This window comes from Lentzea sp. NPDC037011 (assembly GCF_055607425.1).
Genome location: NZ_JBVJRT010000001.1, coordinates 311677 through 329717, shown reverse-complemented (window position 1 = coordinate 329717; position 18041 = coordinate 311677). Strand labels below are relative to the sequence as shown.

Genomic DNA, 18041 nt, shown 5'->3' with positions numbered 1-18041 from the left:
CGCGGCCGGTGCCCGATAATCGGCCGATGATCAGGCTGATCGCCACCGACCTCGACGGCACCCTGCTGCAGCCGGGCGGTGTGCTCAGCGACCGCACGCGCGCCACGCTGGAGGCCGTCGACGCGGACGTCGTCGTGGTGACCGCCCGGCCGCCGCGGTTCGTGGCGGACCTCGGGTTCACCGGGACCGCGGTCTGCTCCAACGGGGCGATCGTCTACGACCTGGCCGGCCAGAGCGTCACGCACGCGCAGACGGTGCCGCTGGACGTCGTGCGGACGGTGTCGGAGGCACTCGCGAACGTCATCCCGAACGTCGGCATCGCGGTCGAGACCGGCCTGGAGGTGTTGTGCGAGCCCGCTTTCCGCGGGTTCAGCGCCAACAACCCGCACCGGACGCTGGAGCTGCTCGACCACGTCCTCGACGAGGCGCACCAGGTGGTGCAGATGCTCGCGTGGGCGCCGGACAGCGAGTCCGACCACATGGTGGAGATCGCCAGGGAGGCGGTCGGCCAGCACGTCTCGGTCACGCACTCGGGCGGGCTCGGGCTGCTGGAGATCAGCCCGCCGGGGGTGTCGAAGGCCGCCACGCTCGAAGCCCTCTGCGCGACGCGCGGCATCGGTCAGCACGAGGTCGTCGCGTTCGGGGACATGCCCAACGACCTGTCGGTGCTCGGCTGGGCGGGCACGGCCTACGCGATGGGCAACGCGCACCCGCTCGTGAAGCAGGCCTGTGCGAACCACGCGCCGCCGAACACGGAGGACGGCGTCGCACAGGTCCTCGAACGGCTCTTCCGCCTCTAGGGACTAACGGCGCGGCACCGAGGTGGGTCCGGCCACCTCGGCACCGAGCTCCGCCACCCGCCGCCGCAGCTCGCGGTCAGCGGTCACGACCGTCACCGCGCGGCCGGCGCCCTCGGTGCGCACGACCTCGACGACGGTGTCGTCACCGGAGTGCTCCGCGGCGACGACCCGCACGTCGTCGACGCTGGACACGGTGCGCGCCTTGCCTTCCACGACCAGGACGACCTCCTCGTCCCGGCCGCGCAACGCGTCGCGCAGGCGTTCGGCCGCGCCCGCGCGGTCGCGCCACCACCCGTCGGGCACCGAGCCCACGACGTTGGCGGCGTCGACCACGAGCAACGGCTTCACGCCCGTCAGCCTGCCTCAGCCGCGGCGGGCCCGCAGCGCGTCCAGCGAGTCCGGGTCGGGGCCGGCGTCGGGGCCGGTGTCGGACAGCGCGGCCGAGACCGGGGAGGACACGCCGGCCCACCGCAGCACCGCCGCCGTGGCCGCCGCGCGCCGGTCCTCCGGCAGCTTCGCGATGTTCGCGCCGTGGTTGCCGGCGGGCACCTCGAACGACAGCGAGTCACGGGTGCCGGGCCCGAGCCGGAACGGTTCCGCGCTCCACGGGTCGTTCTGCCCGTACACGAACAGCAGGCGGTTGCCCTGGTGGCGCACCCAGCGGTCGACGTCCTTCATGGCGTGCCGGTCGAAGCGCGGGAACCTGATGTCGGGGGACACCATCGTGCGCGGCACCGAGACGCCGGGGTGGCGCAGCAGGCTGGCCACCGCCGACTCGTCCGCCTCCGGCCAGCCGAGCTGCGTGCCCGCCTGGTAGTAGTACGCCGCGTAGGGCGCGACGCCCGCGTCGTTGTAGAAGTCCCAGCCGACGGTCTTGTCGATGAACGTCCAGAGGTCGTCCACGGACGCACCGGCGCCCGGAACCAGCGCGCACTGCTCCTGGGTGCCGTACTGCCAGAACGTGAACGGCGTGTCGAGCACCAGCACCTCCAGCGCCCGGTGCCCGCCGCCGAACTGCTGGAACGTGTAGCCCCGCGCGGTCAGCCTGGCCACGATCTCGTCGCGGTGCTGCAACAGCTGCCGCTGCACGCCTTCGAGCCGGCGGTTGCAGGACGGGTCGGTGCCGACCTCGCGGATGAACTCGCCGTAGGTGTCGCGGTCGTTCACCACGTCGTTCGGCGTGACGTAGGCGATGGTGGCGTCGACGTCACGCGGGAAGAACCGCCGGTGGTAGATCGACGTCATGCCGCCCTTGCTGGCACCGGTCGACAGCCACTTCGCCCCGTAAAGCTCCTTGAACGCCGTGACGATCCGGTGGTGGTCGTTGGCCGCCTGCCAGATGGTCAGGTCGTCCCAGTCGGCCGGTGACGGGCGCGAGGGCGCGAAGAACCGCTGTTCGACGCTGAGCTGGTTGCCGTCGACGAGCCGGGCCGGTTCGGAGGCGCCGATCGTGCCTGGCAGGTTGTAACCCGTGGTGTGCAGCACCATCGGGCGGGAGACGTCCTTGTGCAGCAACGAGAACCGCTGCTCGAACCGCTGGCCGCGCGGCTTGCGGTGGTCCGCGGGCTGCTGGATGCCGAGCACGAACGTCCTGGCGGTGCCGGACGTGCCCTCGCTGATGATCCGCACACCGGGGATGGCGGCGATGCGGTCCTTGATGTCGGTGGCGGCGGTCGCGACCGCCGCTGTGGCCGTGACCTGCGCTGATACCAGGCCGAACGCCAGCAGGGAGCGTACGAGTCTGTTCACGCTCCGACGCTAGCCAGCGGCGGGCGGGCGGCGGACCGGCCGATCGGCGGGACTGCAGGTGGCTTGCAGCGGACTTGGAGACGCCTTGCAGACCGGCCCCCGAACCTGGGTCCACGTCCGAAGAGGGGGACTGACATGAAGGTTCGAGAACTGCTCGGCACGACAGCCGTGGCCGTCGCGCTCGTCATGGGGACGGCGAACGCGAACGTGGCCACCGCCGACGAGATCGGCGTGATGTTCAACTGCGGCAACTACCCCGCGGGCAAGCAGACCGCGAGGGACGAGGCGCTGGCCAGGTCGACGACGTGGCTCCAGGCGCGGGTGCCGTACAGCCAGAGCGCCTGCCACAACAACCAGTTCGGCTCGTACCGCACCGACTGCAGCGGCTACCTGTCGATGATCTGGGGGCTGGCCCACTCCTACACCACGTCGACGCTGCACCAGGTGTCGCACACGATCAACCGGGCCGACCTGCAGCCGGGTGACGCGCTGAACTGGCCGGGCCAGCACACCGCGTTGTTCCTCGGCTGGGCCGACGCCGCGCGGACGATGCCGCGGGTGCGCGAGCAGGCCGGTCCGAACGGCTCGCCCACGGTGGAGCGCAACTGGTCGGCCGCGACGGCCGCCAAGTACACGCCGATCCGCTACAACAACATCGTCTCGTACAACGTCGCCGGCGACATCGGCACGAAGTGGCGTGCGATGGGCGCGGAGAACAGCGTCGTGGGCGCCCCGGTCAACAACGAGCAGGACGGCGCTCCCGGCGGTCGCTGGCAGGGCTTCCAGCACGGCAACATCTACTGGACCCCTGTGCTCAACGCCCACCCGGTCTACGGCGACATCCTGACCCGGTTCATGGACACCGGTGACGAGCACCGCTGGGGCTACCCGGTCAACGACGAGTCGCCCGGCGCTCACGGCGGCCGGTGGCAGCAGTTCCAGACCGCGCACTTCTACTGGACCGCGGCGACCGGCGCTTTCCCGGTGTACGGCGAGATCCTGACCAACTTCATGAACGCGGGCGACGAGCACCGCTGGGGTTACCCGCTCATGGAGGAGGCGGCCGGCGCCAACGGCGGTCGCTACCAGAAGTTCCAGAACGGCATCTGGTACTGGAGCGCACGCACCAGCGCGTACCCGGTGTACGGCGACATCCTCTCGAAGTTCATGAGCACCGGGGACGAGCACACCCACGGCTACCCGAGGGAGGCCGAGAAGGACTGGGCCGGCGAGGCAGGCGGCCGGATGCAGGTCTTCGAGGGCTCGACCTTCTACTGGACGCCCGCCAAGGGTGCCTGGTCGGTGCGGAACTAGTTCTTGAAGCTGGCGTAGTAGGCGGCGGCCAGGTCCTCGTCGCCGTGGCCTCGGGTGACCGCGCGGTTCAGGCGGGCGCCCGAGGCCTGCGCCACGTCCAGCTGCACCCCGGCCCGCGTGGCCGCCTCGTTCACGAGCAGCGCGTCCTTGAGGGCGTTCTGCACGGTGAACGCCGGCGGGAAGGAGCGTTCGATGATCGCGTTGCCCTTCGTCTGCAGGTACGCGCAGTCCAGCGGGCCACCGGAGACGGCCTCCAGGAACAGCCTCGGGTCGAGGCCGGAGGACTCGGCCAGCGCCACGGCCTCGCCGACCGCGGCGGTCAGCGAGAGGACCCAGCTGTTCGCGACGAGCTTCAACCGCGTCGCCGCACCCGCCTCGCCGACCCACATCGTGCGGGCGCCGATCACGTCGAACACCGGCTGCACCCGTTCGCGCAGCTCCTCGACACCCGCGGCGAGCACGACGAGGGTGCCGTCCTGGGCCGGTTTGGTGCTGCCGAGGACCGGGGCGTCCACGAACTCCAGCCCGAGCGACCGGGCGAGCGCGATGTGGTCCTCGGTCGACTCGATGCCGACCGTGGAGGCCTGGACCCACACCGCGTCGTGCGGCAGCGAGGGGGCCGCGTCCTGCATGGTCGTGGTGACGGCGGGGCCGTCGTTGAGCATCGTCAGCACGACCTCGACGCCGTCGACGGCCCCCGCGGGCGTGTCCACGACGGTGACGCCCTGCGCGGCCAGCGGTTCGGCCTTGGCGCGGGTGCGGTTCCAGACCCGGACGTCGTGTCCGGCGGCGGCGAGGTTGGCTGCGATCGGGGCACCCATGAGGCCGGTGCCGAGCACGGCGATCTTCATGCCCCCAGCAAACAAGAAACCTCGCGGTGCTGCCAGGTCGGGGGTCCGACAGCACCGCGAGGTCATCCGTGACATCGGCGGACCGATGCGCTCTGTTACACGGCCAGCATACTGTGGCGTGGATCACGTTTAACAGAATGAAACCCCTGGAGCGCGGGAGGTGCTCCAGGGGTTCCCGTTGGGGAGGCACTCGCGCCGGGGCGCCGTGCGAGTGCCGGGTTCTCGAGTGTCAGCGCAGGGTGGTGACCTGAGCCTGGGCGATGGCCATCAGCTCGTGACGCATGGCCGGGGTGGTGGCCATGTCGATCGCGCGAGCCACGGCCTTCCGGTTGCGCGCCTCGGCACGACGGGCGCGGAGCTTCGCTGCGAAGTTCATCTCGGTCTGCACTTCCCTCTCGGAGATCTGTTGGGCTGGTGACTCAAGTATGCACCCTGAGCCCGCCGAAAGCACGCGATTATCCGGTGAGGTGGGGCACACGCCGATGAATCGCCGGTGGACGACGTGAACGACCGGACAACACCGGTCATCCCTCACAGCCGGCCAAAGACCGGCCGCAGTACGGCCCGGCGGCCCGCACCAGGCCCGCTCCGAGGGGCACGCGGGGACCCCGCGTGCCCCAGGAGGGTACGAAAGCTCCCCGCGTGCACTCGCGAAGTGAGGATTGGGGGTGCTGGTGGGAGAGCTGCAAGAGGTAGTGGTTGCGGATGGAGTGGGGTGGCGGTTGGGTGGGTGGTGTGGCTGAAGTGGTGACGAAGGGGACCGGCGAGGTCGAGCGGACCGCCGACCGCGCCCAGGTGGACGTGACGTTCGAGGCGCTCGGCGCCGAACGGTCCGAGGCGGTGAGCACGCTCAACCAGCGCATTTCCGCCGTAGAACCGCTGCTGGCGGACTTCGAGGTGCGGTCGCGCCAGCTGTCCGTGCACGACAACTGGGACAACAACCAGCGCATCGGCAGCCGCGCCACCCAGCAGTACGTGATCTGGGTGTCCGACCTCGACAAGCTCGACGGCCTGCTCGCCGAGCTGGTGCAGGCCGAGCCGTCGTGGGTCAACGGCCCGTCGTGGACGCTCGTCGACGACACCGAGGCGGTCCGCGAGGCGCAGAAGGAGGCCGTGGCCGACGCGTTGCGCCGCGCCGAGGGTTACGCGAACGCGCTGGGGCGGCGGCTCGGGCCGTTGCTGCGCATCGGCGACACGGACGGCGGCGGCTACTCGCCGAAGATGATGCGCAGTGCGTCGTTCGAGATGGCCGGGCCGGCCGGGATGGTCGACCAGCTGAACCTGAAGGCGCAGCAGATCACGGTCACCGCGACCTGCACCGCGGCCTGGGCGTTGCTCGACTAGGTCCGGCCCGCCCAGTGCTCCAGGGCGGCCGTGGGGAAGTGTGCTCGACGGAGGGTGCTATCCGGCAGCGAGTTCCCAGAAGTCGCGCATGACCGGCGCCGGCTCGGGATTCGTCATGGCCGTGCGCGTGAGCAGCACGGTCACCTTCCGCTGCGCCGGGACGACGTGCAGCGCCGTGCCCGACCCGCCGACCCAGCCGTAGCGGCCGGGGACGTTCCACGGGTCGACGTCCGCGACGTCGACGCTGCCGCCGCAGCCCCAGCCCTGACCCTCCAGGAAGATCCGCGCGGCCGAACGCCAGCAGGTCGTCCGCCGTGGAGCTCAGGCCACCGGCGCCGGACGGGAAGACGGGGCTCACGAAGCCCGTGGCGGTCATGCCGAACGGCGCGAAGACGCGTTCGGCGAGGAAGTCGGGCAACGAGCCGGTGACGCGGTCGAGCAGCACGCCGAGCACGTCGTAGGAGGTGTTGTAGGTCCACCCGGTGCCCGGCTGGTGCAGCAGCGGCACCTCGGCGAGGCGCGGCAGCCACTCGTCCGGCGTGGGCAGCTCCGGCACGCTGTGCAGGTGCGCCTTCTCGAACAGCAGCCGCGTGGCGGGCAACGAGAAGTCCGCCGTGAAGCCCCAGCCGGACCGCGAGGTCAGCAGGTGCCGGACGGTGATCGGCGTCGTCGCGGGCACCACGTCGTCGGCAGGCCCCTGCGGCGTGCGGACGACCTTCGGCTCGGCCAGTTCCGGCAGCCACCGCGCGACCGGGTCGTCCGGCGCGATCCGGCCGTCGTTCACCAGCAGCTGCGCGGCGTACGCGACGACCGGCTTGGTCACCGACGCGACCGCGAACGCCGAGTCGCGGGTCTCGCCGCCGACCGCCGCGACCTCCACGTCGTCACCGCGGGCGACGAGCGCCACGGCGTTCGGGGTGGTCCCGCGGTGCTTTTCCAGCACGTCCTGCAAGGTCATGGTCGTCATCCTTCTCCGTGAACGGGTCGGATGTGCTGACCTCGGGACCGCGCGGAACTCATCGCTCCAGGATCGCCGTGATCCCCTGGCCGCCGGCCGCGCAGATCGACACGAACCCGCGCCCGCTGCCCTTCTGGTGCAGCAGCTTCGCGAGCGTCGCCACGATCCGCGCACCGGTCGCCGCGAACGGGTGCCCTGCGGCGAGCGACGAGCCGTTGACGTTGAGCTTGGCGCGGTCGATCTCGCCGAGGTCGGTCTCCCAGGCCTTCAGCGTCGCGAGGACCTGGGACGCGAACGCCTCGTGCACCTCGTAGAAGTCGAACTCCTGCAGCTTGAGCCCCGCCTTGTCGAGCATCCGCGGTGCGGCGTGCACCGGGGCCATGAGCAGGCCTTCGCCGCCGTGCACGTGGTCGACGGCGGCGGTCTCGGCGAACGTCAGGTACGCGAGCACCGGGAGGTTGCGGGCCGCCGCCCACTCCTCGGTGGCGAGCAGCACCGCGGAGGCGCCGTCGGACAACGGGGTGGAGTTGCCCGCGGTCATGGTGTCGCCGAAGACCGGCTTGAGCTTGGCGAGCTTCTCGACGCTGCTGTCCGGGCGCAGGTTCTGGTCGCGGGTGAGGCCGAGGTAGGGCGTGACGAGGTCGTCGAAGAAGCCCTCGTCGTAGGCGCGGGCGAGGTTGCGGTGGCTGCGCGCGGTCAGCTCGTCCTGGTCCTCGCGGGTGATGCCGTACTCGGCGGCGGTCAGCGCGGCGTGCTCGCCCATCGACCTGCCGGTGCGCGGTTCGCCGTTGCGCGGCAGGTGCGGGACGACGTGGCCGGGCCGCAGCTTGGCGAGCAGACCGACCTTGCGGGTGCGGTTGAACTCCAGCAGCAGCTTGCGGAAGTCCTCGTTCACGCCGATCGGCGCGTCGCTGGTGGTGTCGACGCCGCCCGCGATGCCGGACTCGATCTGGCCGAGCGCGATCTTGTTGGCCACCGCGATGATCGCCTGCAGGCCGGTGCCGCACGCCTGCTGGAGGTCGTATGCGGGTGTCTGCGGGCTGAGCCTGCTGCCCAGCACCGACTCGCGGACGAGGTTGAAGTCGCGCGAGTGCTTGAGCACGGCGCCGGCGACCACCTCGCCGAGGCGTTCGCCCTGCAACCCGAAGCGGCTCACCAGGCCGTCCAGCACCGCCGTGAACATGTCCTGGTTCGACGCGGTGGCGTACGGGCCGTTCGAGCGGGCGAACGGGATGCGGTTGCCGCCGATGATCGCTACTCGCATGCCGCCATACTACCTACTAGCGGGTAGACTTACTAGCGAGTAGGTTGTGTGACGTGGACAGGTACCAGAAGTTCGCCTCGTCGGGACTCGGCCTCCAGCTCGTGCGCAGGCTCGGCCTGCCGAACCCGCATCCGCTCCGCCGCGACGCCGCACTGGCGACACCGGTCCTGGTCGGTGGCACCCCCCGGCTGCCCTTCCTCAAGACGCTCGAAACCGGCTCGGCGCCCTACGGCGCGCTGGTGTTCGACGCCTCCGGCATCGAGACCGTGGCCGACCTGCGGCAGCTGCACGACTTCTTCCACCCGGTGATCACGCAGCTCGGCCCGTGCGGGCGGGTGGTCGTCATCGGGCGGTCGCCGGACTCGGTGGCGCAGCGGGCCCTCGAAGGGTTCGTGCGCTCGGTCGGCAAGGAGCTGCGCCGCGGCGGCACGGCGAACCTGGTGTACGTCGCCGACGGCGCCGAGGACGGTGCCGAGTCGACGCTGCGGTTCCTGCTGTCCGGGCGGTCCGCGTACGTGTCCGGCCAGGTCGTCCACGTGTCGGGAGCCGCGTCGACCGGCACGCTGGAGGGCAAGGTCGCGCTGGTCACGGGTGCCTCGCGCGGGATCGGCGAGGCGATCGCCACGACGCTGGCCCGCGACGGCGCGCACGTGGTGTGCCTGGACGTCCCGGCGGCCGGCGAGGACCTGTCGAGGGTCGCGAACGCGGTCGGCGGGTCGGCGTTGCAGCTCGACATCACCGGCGACCCGGCTCGGTTGACCTCGTACCTGATGGAACGGCACGGCGGCGTGGACGTCGTCGTGCACAACGCGGGCATCACCCGGGACAAGACGTTGGCGCGCATGGACTCCGACAAGTGGGACGCCGTGCTGGAGGTCAACCTGGCCTGCCAGGAGCGGATCAACGCGGCCCTGCTGGACGGCGACGTGCTGCGGACCGGCGGGCGGATCGTCGGGGTGTCGTCGATCGCCGGGATCGCGGGCAACGTCGGGCAGACCAACTACGCCACCTCGAAGGCCGGCGTGATCGGGATGGTCACGTCGCTGGCGCCGGTGCTCGCCGAGCGCGGCGCCACCATCAACGCCGTCGCACCCGGTTTCATCGAGACGAAGATGACCGCGGCCGTGCCGCTCCTGACCCGCGAGGTCGGGCGGCGGATGAACAGCCTGTCGCAGGGCGGGCTGCCCTCTGACGTCGCGGAGACCGTCGCGTGGTTCGCCGCGCCCGGATCCGGTGGTGTCAACGGGAACGTCGTGCGGGTGTGCGGCCAGATGCTGCTGGGGGCGTGATGTTGCTGAAGGCGGCGCTCACGGCGTTCCGGCGCGGTGACTCCCTTGCCGCACAACCGGTTTCGGCCACCTACGACGTCTCGCTCAAGCACCTGGCGGCGTACAACGAGGTGTGCGGGTTCGGGCTGCGCGACGCGTTGCCGTTGACCTACCCGCACGTGCTGGGTTTCCCGTTGCAGCTGGAGCTGATGACGGGGGCCGGTTTCCCGTTCCCGCTGCCCGGTCTGGTGCACGTCGCGAACCGGATCACGCAGTCGCGGCCGCTGCGCCTGGACGAACCGCTGGAGGTCACGGTGTCGGCGCGCGACCTTCGCCCGCACCCGCAGGGCAGCCAGCTCGACGTGGTGACGGCGGTGTCCGGTGTTTGGGAAGGGGTGTCGACCTACCTGCGGCGCACCGGTTCCGGCTCGTCCTCCGGTGAGGAGCTGCGGCGGCCGGCCGGGTCGGCGCAGTGGCGGGTGCCCGCGGACATCGGGCGGCGTTACGGCGCGGTGTCCGGCGACCGCAACCCGATCCACCTGCACCCGTTGAGCGCCAAGCTGTTCGGGTTCCCGCGGGCGATCGCGCACGGGATGTGGACCAAGGCGCGGTGCCTCGCGGCGCTGGAAGGCCGGTTGCCCGAGGCCGTGACGGTGGACGTGAGGTTCAAGAAGCCGTTGCTGATCCCGGGGCGCGTCGAGTTCTCGGCGCGCGAGGACGAGAACGGCTGGGAGTTCGCCGTCTGGGGCAAGGGACCCCACCTGCTCGGCTCAGCGACGTGACGGCGGGTGCCAGACGTTGCCGTCGACGAGGTCGCCGAAGCCCATCCACACGAGGTTCATGAGCCGGGCGGCGACCACGCCGGCCGGTTCCTCGGGGTGGTCGAGCCACCAGTCCGCGAGCGACTCGCCGGCACCGACGAGCGCGGCCGCCAGCGACTCGGCCTCCAGCGTGGTCGCCGGCGCCTTCGTCGACTGGGTGAGCAGCGCCGCGACCAGCGACACCGCGCGTCCGCGCATGTCCGCGAGCTCGGCCGCGAACGGCCCGCCCTGCGAGGACGCCTGCCGGTGCAGCACCTGCCAGCTCGCCCGGTTCTCCCCGACGAACCCGAAGAACGCCCGCAGCCCGCTCCACAGCTGCACGTCCGGTTCCTGGTCGGGCTCGACGCCGGTCGCGATGGCCTCGATCATCCTGGTGGCCTCGCGCCGGATGCAGGTCGCGAACAGCTCCTCCTTCGACCCGAGGTAGGCGTAGAGCATCGGCTTGGAGATGCCGGCGACGTCGGAGATCTCGTCCATCGACGCCGCGTGGAAGCCGAGCCGCGAGAACACGTCGACGGCGGCATCCATGATCTGCCGCTCCCGCACGGCGCGCGGCAAGCGCTTGGCCCGACCTTCTGTGCGCATCACTACCCCTTGGTTCGGAGGTGCAAGATTATCCGATCGGCTTGCCGCTCTATCTACTCGCCAGTAGTCTTACTCGCGAGTAGGTACCAGGAGGTGTCTCGATGACGCACGACCTCACGACCGAGGCGATCGCGAAGCTCAGCCCCGCCGAGCTCATCAGCACGTTGCAGCAGATCTCGCCGGACGACCCCGCGCTGAAGGACGTCGACATCGACGTCATCGCGCGCGGCATCGACCCGAAGAAGCTCGGCAAGGACGACTTCGGCGCCCTGCTGAACGCCCTCGGCGCCCTGGCCGACGGCGGCGCGGACCTCGACCTCTCGAAGATGGACCCGTCGAACTTCGCCCGCATCATCTCGCGCGCCTCCAAGGACCAGATCGAGGCGGTCGTCGCGGACCCGGCGCTGCGCGTGCGCGTGCTGGACGAGGTGTTCCGCCGCATGGAGGTCCACTTCCGCGCGGACCGGGCCGGTGCCACCCGCGCCGTCGTGCACTTCCACGTGCTCGAAGACGTCTACGAGGCCATCATCGAAGACGCGACGTGCACCATCAACAAGGGCGTGACCCGCGAGGCCCGCGCCATCGTGACCTTGACGCCTGCCGACTTCCTGAAGCTCGCGACCGGCAACGCGTCGGCCCCCGTGCTGTTCATGACGGGCAAGCTGAAGGTCAAGGGCGACCTGGGGTTCGCGGCCGGGTTCATGAGCCTGTTCAACATCCCGAAGGCGTAGGAAGGTTCTCCCGTGGGTGGCTTCTCGCTCGAACTGAACGAAGACCAGACCGACCTGCGCGACTGGGTGCACGGTTTCGCTCGCGACGTCATCAGGCCGGCGGCCTCGGAGTGGGACGAGCGCGAGGAGACGCCGTGGCCGGTCATCCAGGAGGCCGCGAAGATCGGTCTCTACGGCTTCGAGGCCCTCGCGACCTGGTTCGCAGACCCGATCGGGCTGTCGCTGCCCATCGCCACCGAGGAGCTCTTCTGGGGTGACGCGGGCATCGCGCTGTCGTTGATGGGCACCGGTCTCGCGGTCGCCGGCATCTTCGCGGGCGGCGAGCCGGAACAACTGGCCGAGTGGGTCCCGGAGTGCTTCGGCGACGAGTCGGACCCGAAGCTGGCGGCGTTCTGCGCCTCCGAACCCCAGGCGGGCTCGGACGTGGCGGGCTACCGGACGCGGGCCCGCTACGACGAGGCCACCGACGAGTGGGTCCTGAACGGCCAGAAGGCCTGGGCCACCAACGGCGGCATCGCGAACGTGCACGTGGTCACCGCCGTCGTCGACCCCGCCCTGGGCTCGCGCGGCCAGGCCGGTTTCATCGTTCCCCCCGGCACCCCCGGCCTGTCGTCACCGGGAAAGATCAAGAAGCACGGCATGCGCGCGTCGCACACCGCCGACGTGTTCTTGGACGACGTGCGGGTACCCGGACGGTGCGTGCTGGGCGGCAAGGAGCGGTTGGACGCCCGGCTGGCACGAGCTCGTGAGGGTCTGAAGGCCGGCGGCCAGGCGGCGATGGCGACCTTCGAGACCACCCGCCCGACCGTGGGCGCGATGGCCGTCGGTGTCGCACGGGCCGCCTACGACTACGCGCTGGAGTACGCGAAGGACCGCGAGGCGTTCGGCCGCAAGATCATCGAGAACCAGTCGATCGCCTTCGACCTCGCGAACATGCGGATGGAGATCGACGCGTCACGCCTGCTGGTCTGGCGGGCGGCGTGGATGGGGCGCAACAACGTGCCGTTCACCGCGGGCGAAGGCTCGATGTCGAAGCTGAAGGCGTCCGAGGTGTCGGTGTGGGCGACCGAGCGGGCGATCCACATCCTCGGCGGCGCCGGCTACACGCGGGAGCACCCGGTGGAGCGGATGCACCGCGACGCGAAGATCTTCACCATTTTTGAGGGGACGTCGGAGATCCAGCGGCTGGTGGTGTCGCGGATGATCTCCGGGATGCAGATCAAGTGAGTTGATCACCCCAGGCCGTCCTCAGGCCGTCTGAGGGGCGGGGTCTTGCGAGGCTTGAAGACCCCGTCCACCGCGAGCCGTCACCTTCGTCGCCACGGGAACGAGCTGGGCGCCCAGCTGGTTCCCGCTTCGAAGGTGATCAGCCCAGCGGCACCCCGGCGGCGCGCAGCCACTCGCGCTCGCGGGTGTTGTCCGGCATGGCGGGCCAGCCGTTGACGCGGCCGATCAGCACCCAGTACCGCTCGGCCCGTGGGTCCGCGAAGTCGGCGAACTCGCGCAGCCGCCGCACGACGGTCTCGTCGTTCGGCACGTCCAGCGCCTCCGCCCACTTCGCGTTGACGCGGGCGACGACCTCCGCGGCCTCCGCCGAGTCCGGTGCGATGCCGGCCTCGATCGCCTGCCGTGCCTGGTCGATGGAGTAGGTGAACGTCTCCATCTGGTTGCCGCTCGGCGGCGGGGTCATGTTCACGTTGTCGCGGCGGTACTGCTCGTGCTGCCGGGACATCCGCTTGATCGACGCGCGGAAGTCCGGGTCCTGCACGAGCTTCGCGAGCTCGACCCAGGCCTCCAGCTGTTCCGGCGACGGGTCGTCCGGCAGCTCGATCCGCACGGACCGCATGTGCTGCTCGAACTGCGGGTCCAGCTCGTACGGCCCGAACACGTCCTCGAAGAAGTCGTCGAGGATGCGCTGCCGCTCCTCGTCCGACATGCGGGCCAGCTCGTTCATCAGTTCCATCTCCCCTCCCTTGGCGACGGCGCGCAGCACGGCACGGCGGAGCCGCAACGTCCTCATCTGCGCGTCGATCGCATCAGCGTGTGCACGCGCCACGTCGGTCACCGACACCTCCTTGGCGAGCACCCGCCCGGCCGTCGGCAGGTCCACACCCAGGTCGCGCAGGGTGCGGACGAGCTTGAGCCGGGCGACGGCCTCCGCGTCGTAGGTGCGGTACCCGCCGGCGGTCCGGTCCGTGGGCGGGATGAGGCCCGAGTCCGAGTAGAACCTGATGGTCTTCACGGTCAGGCCGGTCATCCTGGCCAGCTCGCCGATCTGGTAGCGCGTCACGGGGACAACTGTGCAGTCTCCAGTGGCTGGAGGGTCAAGCCGGATTGGCCGAACAGGTAGCTGAACAGCGAAAAGGCCCCCGTGCCGCAGCACGGGGGCCTTTCACGGACCTGGGATCAGTAGGTCAGCGCGATGCCCGGCTCGGCCAGCAGCGCGCCGACGTCGGCCAGGAACTGCGAGCCCTGCTGGCCGTCGACCACGCGGTGGTCGAACGACAGCGCGAGCTGGCAGATCTTGCGGACCTTGATCTCGCCGTCGACCACCCACGGCATGTCGCGGATCGCGCCGAGGGCGAGGATCGCGGACTCACCGGGGTTGAGGATCGGCGTGCCGGTGTCGACGCCGAAGACGCCGACGTTGGTGATCGTGATGGTGCCGTTCATCATGTCGGCCGGCGCGGTCTTGCCCTCGCGGGCCACCGTGGCGAGCTCGTCCAGCGCGACGGCCAGTTCCTTCAACGACATGCGGTCGGCGTCGCGGACCTTCGGGACCACCAGGCCGCGCGGCGTGGCGGCCGCGATGCCGAGGTGGACGTAGTCCTTGTAGACGATCTCGTTGGCCGCCGCGTCCCACGTGGCGTTGACGTCCGGTGTGCGGCGGGCCGCGAGGATCACGGCCTTGGCGCAGAACGCGAGTGGCGTCAGCTTCACGCCGCGGAACTCCGGGTGGTTCTTCAACCGGGCCCGCAGCTCCATCATCGGCGTCACGTCGACCGTCAGGAACTCGGTGACGTGCGGTGCGGTGAACGCGCTGTCCACCATCGCCTGCGCGGTCGCCTTGCGGACGCCCTTGATCGGCACCCGGCGCTCCCGCGTACCGTTGTCCACAGTGGACGCGGCAACGGGTGCGGCGGCCGGTGCGGACACCGCGTTCTCCACGTCGGACCGGGTGATCACGCCGCCGGGGCCGGAGCCCGTGAGCGCGCGCAGGTCGACGCCGAGGTCCTTGGCGAGCTTGCGGACCGGCGGCTTGGCCAGCGGCACGTACCCGCCGGGGGCCGAGACCGGAGCCGCCGCAACGGGTTCCGGGACGACCGGAGCCGGAGCCGGGGCGGGGGCCGGCGGTGCCGCGACGGCGGCCGGGGTGACCGCGGCGACGGCGGCGCCGGCCACGGCCGGGGCGTCCTTGCGGGCACGGCGCTTGGCCGCACCGGACTTCGGGCCGTAGCCGACGAGCGTCGCGATGCGCCCGCCCGGCATCTCCTCGCCGATCTTGCCGGACGAGGTGCCGTTCGTCTCTGCCGCGGCAGGAGCGGGGGCGGGTGCGGCCGCGCCACCGGGGTCGGTGTCGATCGTGATGATCGGGACGCCGACCTCGACGGTCTGACCGGGCTCCGCGAGCAGCTCGGTCACGACGCCGGCCCACGGGCACGGCAGCTCGACGGCGGCCTTGGCCGTCTCGATCTCGACGATGATCTGGTTGACCGTGACGGTGTCACCGGGCTTCACGTGCCAGGTGAGGATGTCGGCCTCGGTCAGCCCCTCAGCCGTGTCCGGCAGGGGGAACTGCTTGTACTGCGGCATTTCCGGTTGTCCCCTTACCAGGCGAGAGAGCGGTCGACGGCGTGCAGCACCCGGTCGAGGTCGGGGAGGAACTCCTCCTCGAGCTTCGACGGCGGGTACGGGGTGTCGAAACCGGTCACCCGCAGCACCGGTGCCTGCAGGGAGTAGAAGCACTCCTGCTGGACCTTGGCCGCAATCTCGCTGGCGATCGAGGACTCGGACGGCGCCTCGGACACGACGACCAGCCGGCCGGTGCGGCGCACCGACTCGAACACCGGCTCCAGGTCGAGCGGCGACAGCGTGCGCAGGTCGATGACCTCCAGCGACGTGCCGTCCTCGGCGGCCGCGTTGGCGGCGTCGAGCGAGGTGCGGACCATCGGGCCGTAGGCGACCAGCGTGGCGTCCGTGCCGGGACGCAGCACGCGCGACTCGAACAGCTTGCCGGGCTGGGTCGTGGTGTCGACCTCGCCCTTCTCGTAGTAGCGGCGCTTCGGCTCGAAGAACAGCACCGGGTCGTCGCAGTCGATCGCCTGCTGGATCATCCAGTACGCGTCGGCCGGGTTCGAGCACGAGACGACCTTGAGGCCGGCGGTGTGCGCGAAGTACGACTCCGGGGACTCCGAGTGGTGCTCGACCGCACCGATGCCGCCACCGAACGGCACGCGGATCACGATGGGCATCTTGATCTTGCCCTGCGTGCGGTAGTGCAGCTTCGCGACCTGCGACACGATCTGGTCGAAGCCGGGGAAGATGAAGCCGTCGAACTGGATCTCGCACACCGGGCGGTAGCCGCGGATCGCGAGGCCCACGGCGGTGCCGATGATGCCGGACTCCGCGAGCGGCGTGTCCAGCACGCGCTGCTCACCGAAGTCCTTCTGCAGGCCGTCGGTGATGCGGAAGACGCCACCGAGCTTGCCGATGTCCTCGCCCATCATGATGACCTTGGGGTTGGCCTCCATGGCCGCCCGCAGGCCCATGTTGAGCGCCTTCGAGATCGTGAGCGTCTGCACCGGGGTCGCCGGGGCGGCAGCGGTGGAGCGGTCCATCGTCGGAGCAGCCATCAGTGCTCACCTCCAGCAAAACCCGAGACGTAGTCGAGGAACTCATCGCGCTGCGCGTCGAGGTTGGGGTTCCCCTCCGCGTAGACGTTGCTGAAGATCCGTTCAGCCGGCGGGTCGGGCATGTTCGTGCAGAACTCCCGCAGCTCCTCGCCGAGCTTGTCGGCGTCCGCCTCGACGCCCTCGAAGAACGCGCTGTCGGCCCACTGCTGCTTCACGAGGTAGACCTTGACCCGTTCGATCGGGTCCTTGAGCTTCCACATCTCCAGCTCGTCCGACAGCCGGTAGCGGGTCGGGTCGTCGGAGGTGGTGTGCGCGTCCATCCGGTAGGTGAACGCCTCGATCAGGATCGGGCCGTTGCCGTGGCGGCACTCGTCGAGCGCCCACTTCGTCACGGCGAGCGTGGCCAGCACGTCGTTGCCGTCGACCCGGATGCCGGGGAAGCCGTAGCCGCGGGCGCGCTGGTACAGCGGCAGGCGCGACTGGCGCTCGGTGGGCTCGGAGATGGCCCACTGGTTGTTCTGGCAGAAGAAGACCAGCGGCGCGTCGTAGACCGCGGCCCACACGAAGCCCTCGTGCACGTCACCCTGGCTGGTCGCGCCGTCGCCGAAGAAGCACATGGTGGCTTCTCCCTCGTCGTCGCCGACCTTGCCGTCGAACTTCTGGCCCATCGCGTACCCGGCCGCGTTGAGGACCTGGTTGCCGATGACGATCGTGTACGGGTGGAAGCGCTTCTCGACCGGGTCCCAGGTGCCCTGGTCGGTGCCGCGGAAGATGCCGAGCAGCTCCGTCGGGTTGATCCCGCGGGTCCATGCGATGCCGTGCTCGCGGTAGCTCGGGAAGGCCATGTCGGTCGGGCGCATCGCGCGGCCGGCACCGATCTGCGCGGCCTCCTGGCCCAGCAGCGGCACCCAGATGCCGAGCTGGCCCTTGCGCTGCAACGCGTTCGCCTCGCGGTCGACGCGGCGGATCAGGACCATGTCGCGGTACAGGCCGCGCAGCTCCTCCGCCGAGATGTCGATGTCGAAGTCGGGGTGCTCGACCCGCTCGCCCTCGGGGGTGAGGAGCTGCACCAGGTCGGCGCCGCCCTCGTCGGTCGCTCGCAAGCCCGCGATCACCTGTTCCGCCGTCGGTTTCGCGGCAGTGGCGGCCGGCGCTGCGTCCGGCTCAGGGTGCGTCCATTGCTCAGGGGACGACATGCGCCTTCTCCTCTGTCTTCTCCGACCGCCCGATCGCTCGTGACGACCTCGTGCGGCGACGTCGGCGGTCGCCGCCAGCCCTGTGGGGCCGGAGGCAGCCGTCGACGGTGACGGTGGCTTACGACCACATCCTGACACGGCCTCACCCGAGTTGGTGAGACCCGTCCCACTTCGTAACACACGAGTCAACGTTCTGATCAGCGACAACAGTCGGAGGTTCGACCTTTTGTCCTCCGAGTAGGCCGTCCGACTACCGGACGCCACTGTCCCGGTTACCGATCGTTAACTTCTGTGCGGGCCTCCTGGT

The 18041-nt window shown here is 70.5% G+C and carries 18 protein-coding genes; 7 read left to right on the top strand and 11 right to left on the bottom strand.

The window, feature by feature from the left end:
* Positions 1–26: 26 nt before the first annotated feature.
* Positions 27–800 (top strand): HAD family hydrolase, encoded by a 774-nt coding sequence (locus ACZ7CH_RS01640; protein WP_470372943.1) that lies wholly within the window; start codon positions 27–29, stop codon positions 798–800.
* 3 nt (positions 801–803) lie between these two features.
* Here the strand turns inward: ACZ7CH_RS01640 and ACZ7CH_RS01635 are convergent, their stop codons facing one another.
* On the bottom strand, positions 804–1148 hold the full coding sequence (locus ACZ7CH_RS01635; protein ID WP_360394084.1) for an NTP pyrophosphohydrolase: 345 nt from the start codon (positions 1146–1148) through the stop codon (positions 804–806).
* Between the two features lie 15 nt (positions 1149–1163).
* Entirely contained in the window at positions 1164–2549 is a 1386-nt protein-coding gene (locus ACZ7CH_RS01630) for a S28 family serine protease (protein ID WP_470372942.1), read from the bottom strand.
* Positions 2550–2684: 135 nt separating this feature from the next.
* Between ACZ7CH_RS01630 and ACZ7CH_RS01625 the strand changes: the two genes are divergently transcribed.
* The gene (locus tag ACZ7CH_RS01625) at positions 2685–3863 is read left to right on the top strand and encodes an LGFP repeat-containing protein (RefSeq protein ID WP_470372941.1); all 1179 of its coding nucleotides are present in this window, start codon (positions 2685–2687) and stop codon (positions 3861–3863) included.
* On the opposite strand, the gene ACZ7CH_RS01620 is transcribed toward ACZ7CH_RS01625, so the two are convergent.
* Both ACZ7CH_RS01620 and ACZ7CH_RS01615 read right to left on the bottom strand, forming a co-directional pair.
* The gene (locus tag ACZ7CH_RS01620) at positions 3860–4714 is read right to left on the bottom strand and encodes an NAD(P)-dependent oxidoreductase (RefSeq protein ID WP_458429902.1); all 855 of its coding nucleotides are present in this window, start codon (positions 4712–4714) and stop codon (positions 3860–3862) included. The two genes, ACZ7CH_RS01625 and ACZ7CH_RS01620, sit on opposite strands and share 4 nt — an antisense overlap.
* 229 nt (positions 4715–4943) lie before the next feature.
* Complete coding sequence (locus ACZ7CH_RS01615; RefSeq protein ID WP_167969512.1) at positions 4944–5090, bottom strand: hypothetical protein; 147 nt, start codon at positions 5088–5090, stop codon at positions 4944–4946.
* Positions 5091–5449: 359 nt separating this feature from the next.
* On the opposite strand from ACZ7CH_RS01615, the gene ACZ7CH_RS01610 reads away from it, so the two are divergent.
* A complete protein-coding gene (locus ACZ7CH_RS01610) occupies positions 5450–6058 on the top strand; it encodes an SIMPL domain-containing protein (RefSeq protein WP_458429901.1) in 609 nt (202 codons plus the stop codon).
* Here ACZ7CH_RS01610 and ACZ7CH_RS01605 read toward each other — a convergent pair.
* On the bottom strand, positions 6018–7016 hold the full coding sequence (locus ACZ7CH_RS01605) for a serine hydrolase domain-containing protein (protein ID WP_470372940.1): 999 nt from the start codon (positions 7014–7016) through the stop codon (positions 6018–6020). The two genes, ACZ7CH_RS01610 and ACZ7CH_RS01605, sit on opposite strands and share 41 nt — an antisense overlap.
* 58 nt (positions 7017–7074) lie before the next feature.
* A complete protein-coding gene (locus ACZ7CH_RS01600; RefSeq protein WP_360394064.1) occupies positions 7075–8280 on the bottom strand; it encodes an acetyl-CoA C-acetyltransferase in 1206 nt (401 codons plus the stop codon).
* A 53-nt stretch (positions 8281–8333) separates the two neighbouring features.
* Between ACZ7CH_RS01600 and ACZ7CH_RS01595 the strand changes: the two genes are divergently transcribed.
* Complete coding sequence (locus ACZ7CH_RS01595) at positions 8334–9569, top strand: 3-oxoacyl-ACP reductase (protein ID WP_470372939.1); 1236 nt, start codon at positions 8334–8336, stop codon at positions 9567–9569.
* The gene (locus ACZ7CH_RS01590; protein WP_360394811.1) at positions 9569–10330 is read left to right on the top strand and encodes a MaoC family dehydratase; all 762 of its coding nucleotides are present in this window, start codon (positions 9569–9571) and stop codon (positions 10328–10330) included. The genes ACZ7CH_RS01595 and ACZ7CH_RS01590 overlap by 1 nt, the downstream gene beginning before the upstream one ends.
* On the opposite strand, the gene ACZ7CH_RS01585 is transcribed toward ACZ7CH_RS01590, so the two are convergent.
* Entirely contained in the window at positions 10319–10954 is a 636-nt protein-coding gene (locus tag ACZ7CH_RS01585) for a TetR/AcrR family transcriptional regulator (protein WP_360394060.1), read from the bottom strand. The two genes, ACZ7CH_RS01590 and ACZ7CH_RS01585, sit on opposite strands and share 12 nt — an antisense overlap.
* Before the next feature lie 101 nt (positions 10955–11055).
* Between ACZ7CH_RS01585 and ACZ7CH_RS01580 the strand changes: the two genes are divergently transcribed.
* Both ACZ7CH_RS01580 and ACZ7CH_RS01575 read left to right on the top strand, forming a co-directional pair.
* Positions 11056–11685 (top strand): SCP2 sterol-binding domain-containing protein, encoded by a 630-nt coding sequence (locus ACZ7CH_RS01580; protein ID WP_470372938.1) that lies wholly within the window; start codon positions 11056–11058, stop codon positions 11683–11685.
* Between the two features lie 12 nt (positions 11686–11697).
* Entirely contained in the window at positions 11698–12912 is a 1215-nt protein-coding gene (locus ACZ7CH_RS01575) for an acyl-CoA dehydrogenase family protein (RefSeq protein WP_360394054.1), read from the top strand.
* A gap of 139 nt (positions 12913–13051) precedes the next feature.
* On the opposite strand, the gene ACZ7CH_RS01570 is transcribed toward ACZ7CH_RS01575, so the two are convergent.
* The 4 genes from ACZ7CH_RS01570 to pdhA all read right to left on the bottom strand — a co-directional run bounded on the left by ACZ7CH_RS01570 (position 13052) and on the right by pdhA (position 17734).
* Positions 13052–13975, bottom strand: a complete 924-nt coding sequence (locus tag ACZ7CH_RS01570; protein WP_470372937.1) for a helix-turn-helix domain-containing protein — start codon at positions 13973–13975, stop codon at positions 13052–13054.
* A 116-nt stretch (positions 13976–14091) separates the two neighbouring features.
* Positions 14092–15498, bottom strand: coding sequence for a dihydrolipoamide acetyltransferase family protein (locus ACZ7CH_RS01565; RefSeq protein ID WP_470372936.1), 1407 nt, complete (start codon positions 15496–15498; stop codon positions 14092–14094).
* Positions 15499–15512: 14 nt separating this feature from the next.
* Positions 15513–16538, bottom strand: coding sequence for an alpha-ketoacid dehydrogenase subunit beta (locus tag ACZ7CH_RS01560; RefSeq protein ID WP_470369788.1), 1026 nt, complete (start codon positions 16536–16538; stop codon positions 15513–15515).
* Entirely contained in the window at positions 16538–17734 is a 1197-nt protein-coding gene (gene pdhA / locus ACZ7CH_RS01555; protein WP_360394044.1) for a pyruvate dehydrogenase (acetyl-transferring) E1 component subunit alpha, read from the bottom strand. The genes ACZ7CH_RS01560 and pdhA overlap by 1 nt, the downstream gene beginning before the upstream one ends.
* Positions 17735–18041: the final 307 nt, after the last annotated feature.

What these genes read in the sequence shown, in the direction of transcription:
- ACZ7CH_RS01640 (WP_470372943.1), top strand. Translation starts at nt 27, where the DNA reads ATGATCAGGCTGATCGCCACCGACCTCGACGGCACCCTGCTGCAGCCG.
- ACZ7CH_RS01625 (WP_470372941.1), top strand. Translation starts at nt 2,685, where the DNA reads ATGAAGGTTCGAGAACTGCTCGGCACGACAGCCGTGGCCGTCGCGCTC.
- ACZ7CH_RS01620 (WP_458429902.1), bottom strand. Translation starts at nt 4,714, where the DNA reads ATGAAGATCGCCGTGCTCGGCACCGGCCTCATGGGTGCCCCGATCGCA.
- ACZ7CH_RS01615 (WP_167969512.1), bottom strand. Translation starts at nt 5,090, where the DNA reads ATGAACTTCGCAGCGAAGCTCCGCGCCCGTCGTGCCGAGGCGCGCAAC.
- ACZ7CH_RS01605 (WP_470372940.1), bottom strand. Translation starts at nt 7,016, where the DNA reads ATGACCTTGCAGGACGTGCTGGAAAAGCACCGCGGGACCACCCCGAAC.
- ACZ7CH_RS01600 (WP_360394064.1), bottom strand. Translation starts at nt 8,280, where the DNA reads ATGCGAGTAGCGATCATCGGCGGCAACCGCATCCCGTTCGCCCGCTCG.
- ACZ7CH_RS01590 (WP_360394811.1), top strand. Translation starts at nt 9,569, where the DNA reads ATGTTGCTGAAGGCGGCGCTCACGGCGTTCCGGCGCGGTGACTCCCTT.
- ACZ7CH_RS01585 (WP_360394060.1), bottom strand. Translation starts at nt 10,954, where the DNA reads ATGCGCACAGAAGGTCGGGCCAAGCGCTTGCCGCGCGCCGTGCGGGAG.
- ACZ7CH_RS01580 (WP_470372938.1), top strand. Translation starts at nt 11,056, where the DNA reads ATGACGCACGACCTCACGACCGAGGCGATCGCGAAGCTCAGCCCCGCC.
- ACZ7CH_RS01565 (WP_470372936.1), bottom strand. Translation starts at nt 15,498, where the DNA reads ATGCCGCAGTACAAGCAGTTCCCCCTGCCGGACACGGCTGAGGGGCTG.
- ACZ7CH_RS01560 (WP_470369788.1), bottom strand. Translation starts at nt 16,538, where the DNA reads ATGGCTGCTCCGACGATGGACCGCTCCACCGCTGCCGCCCCGGCGACC.
- pdhA (WP_360394044.1), bottom strand. Translation starts at nt 17,734, where the DNA reads ATGTCGTCCCCTGAGCAATGGACGCACCCTGAGCCGGACGCAGCGCCG.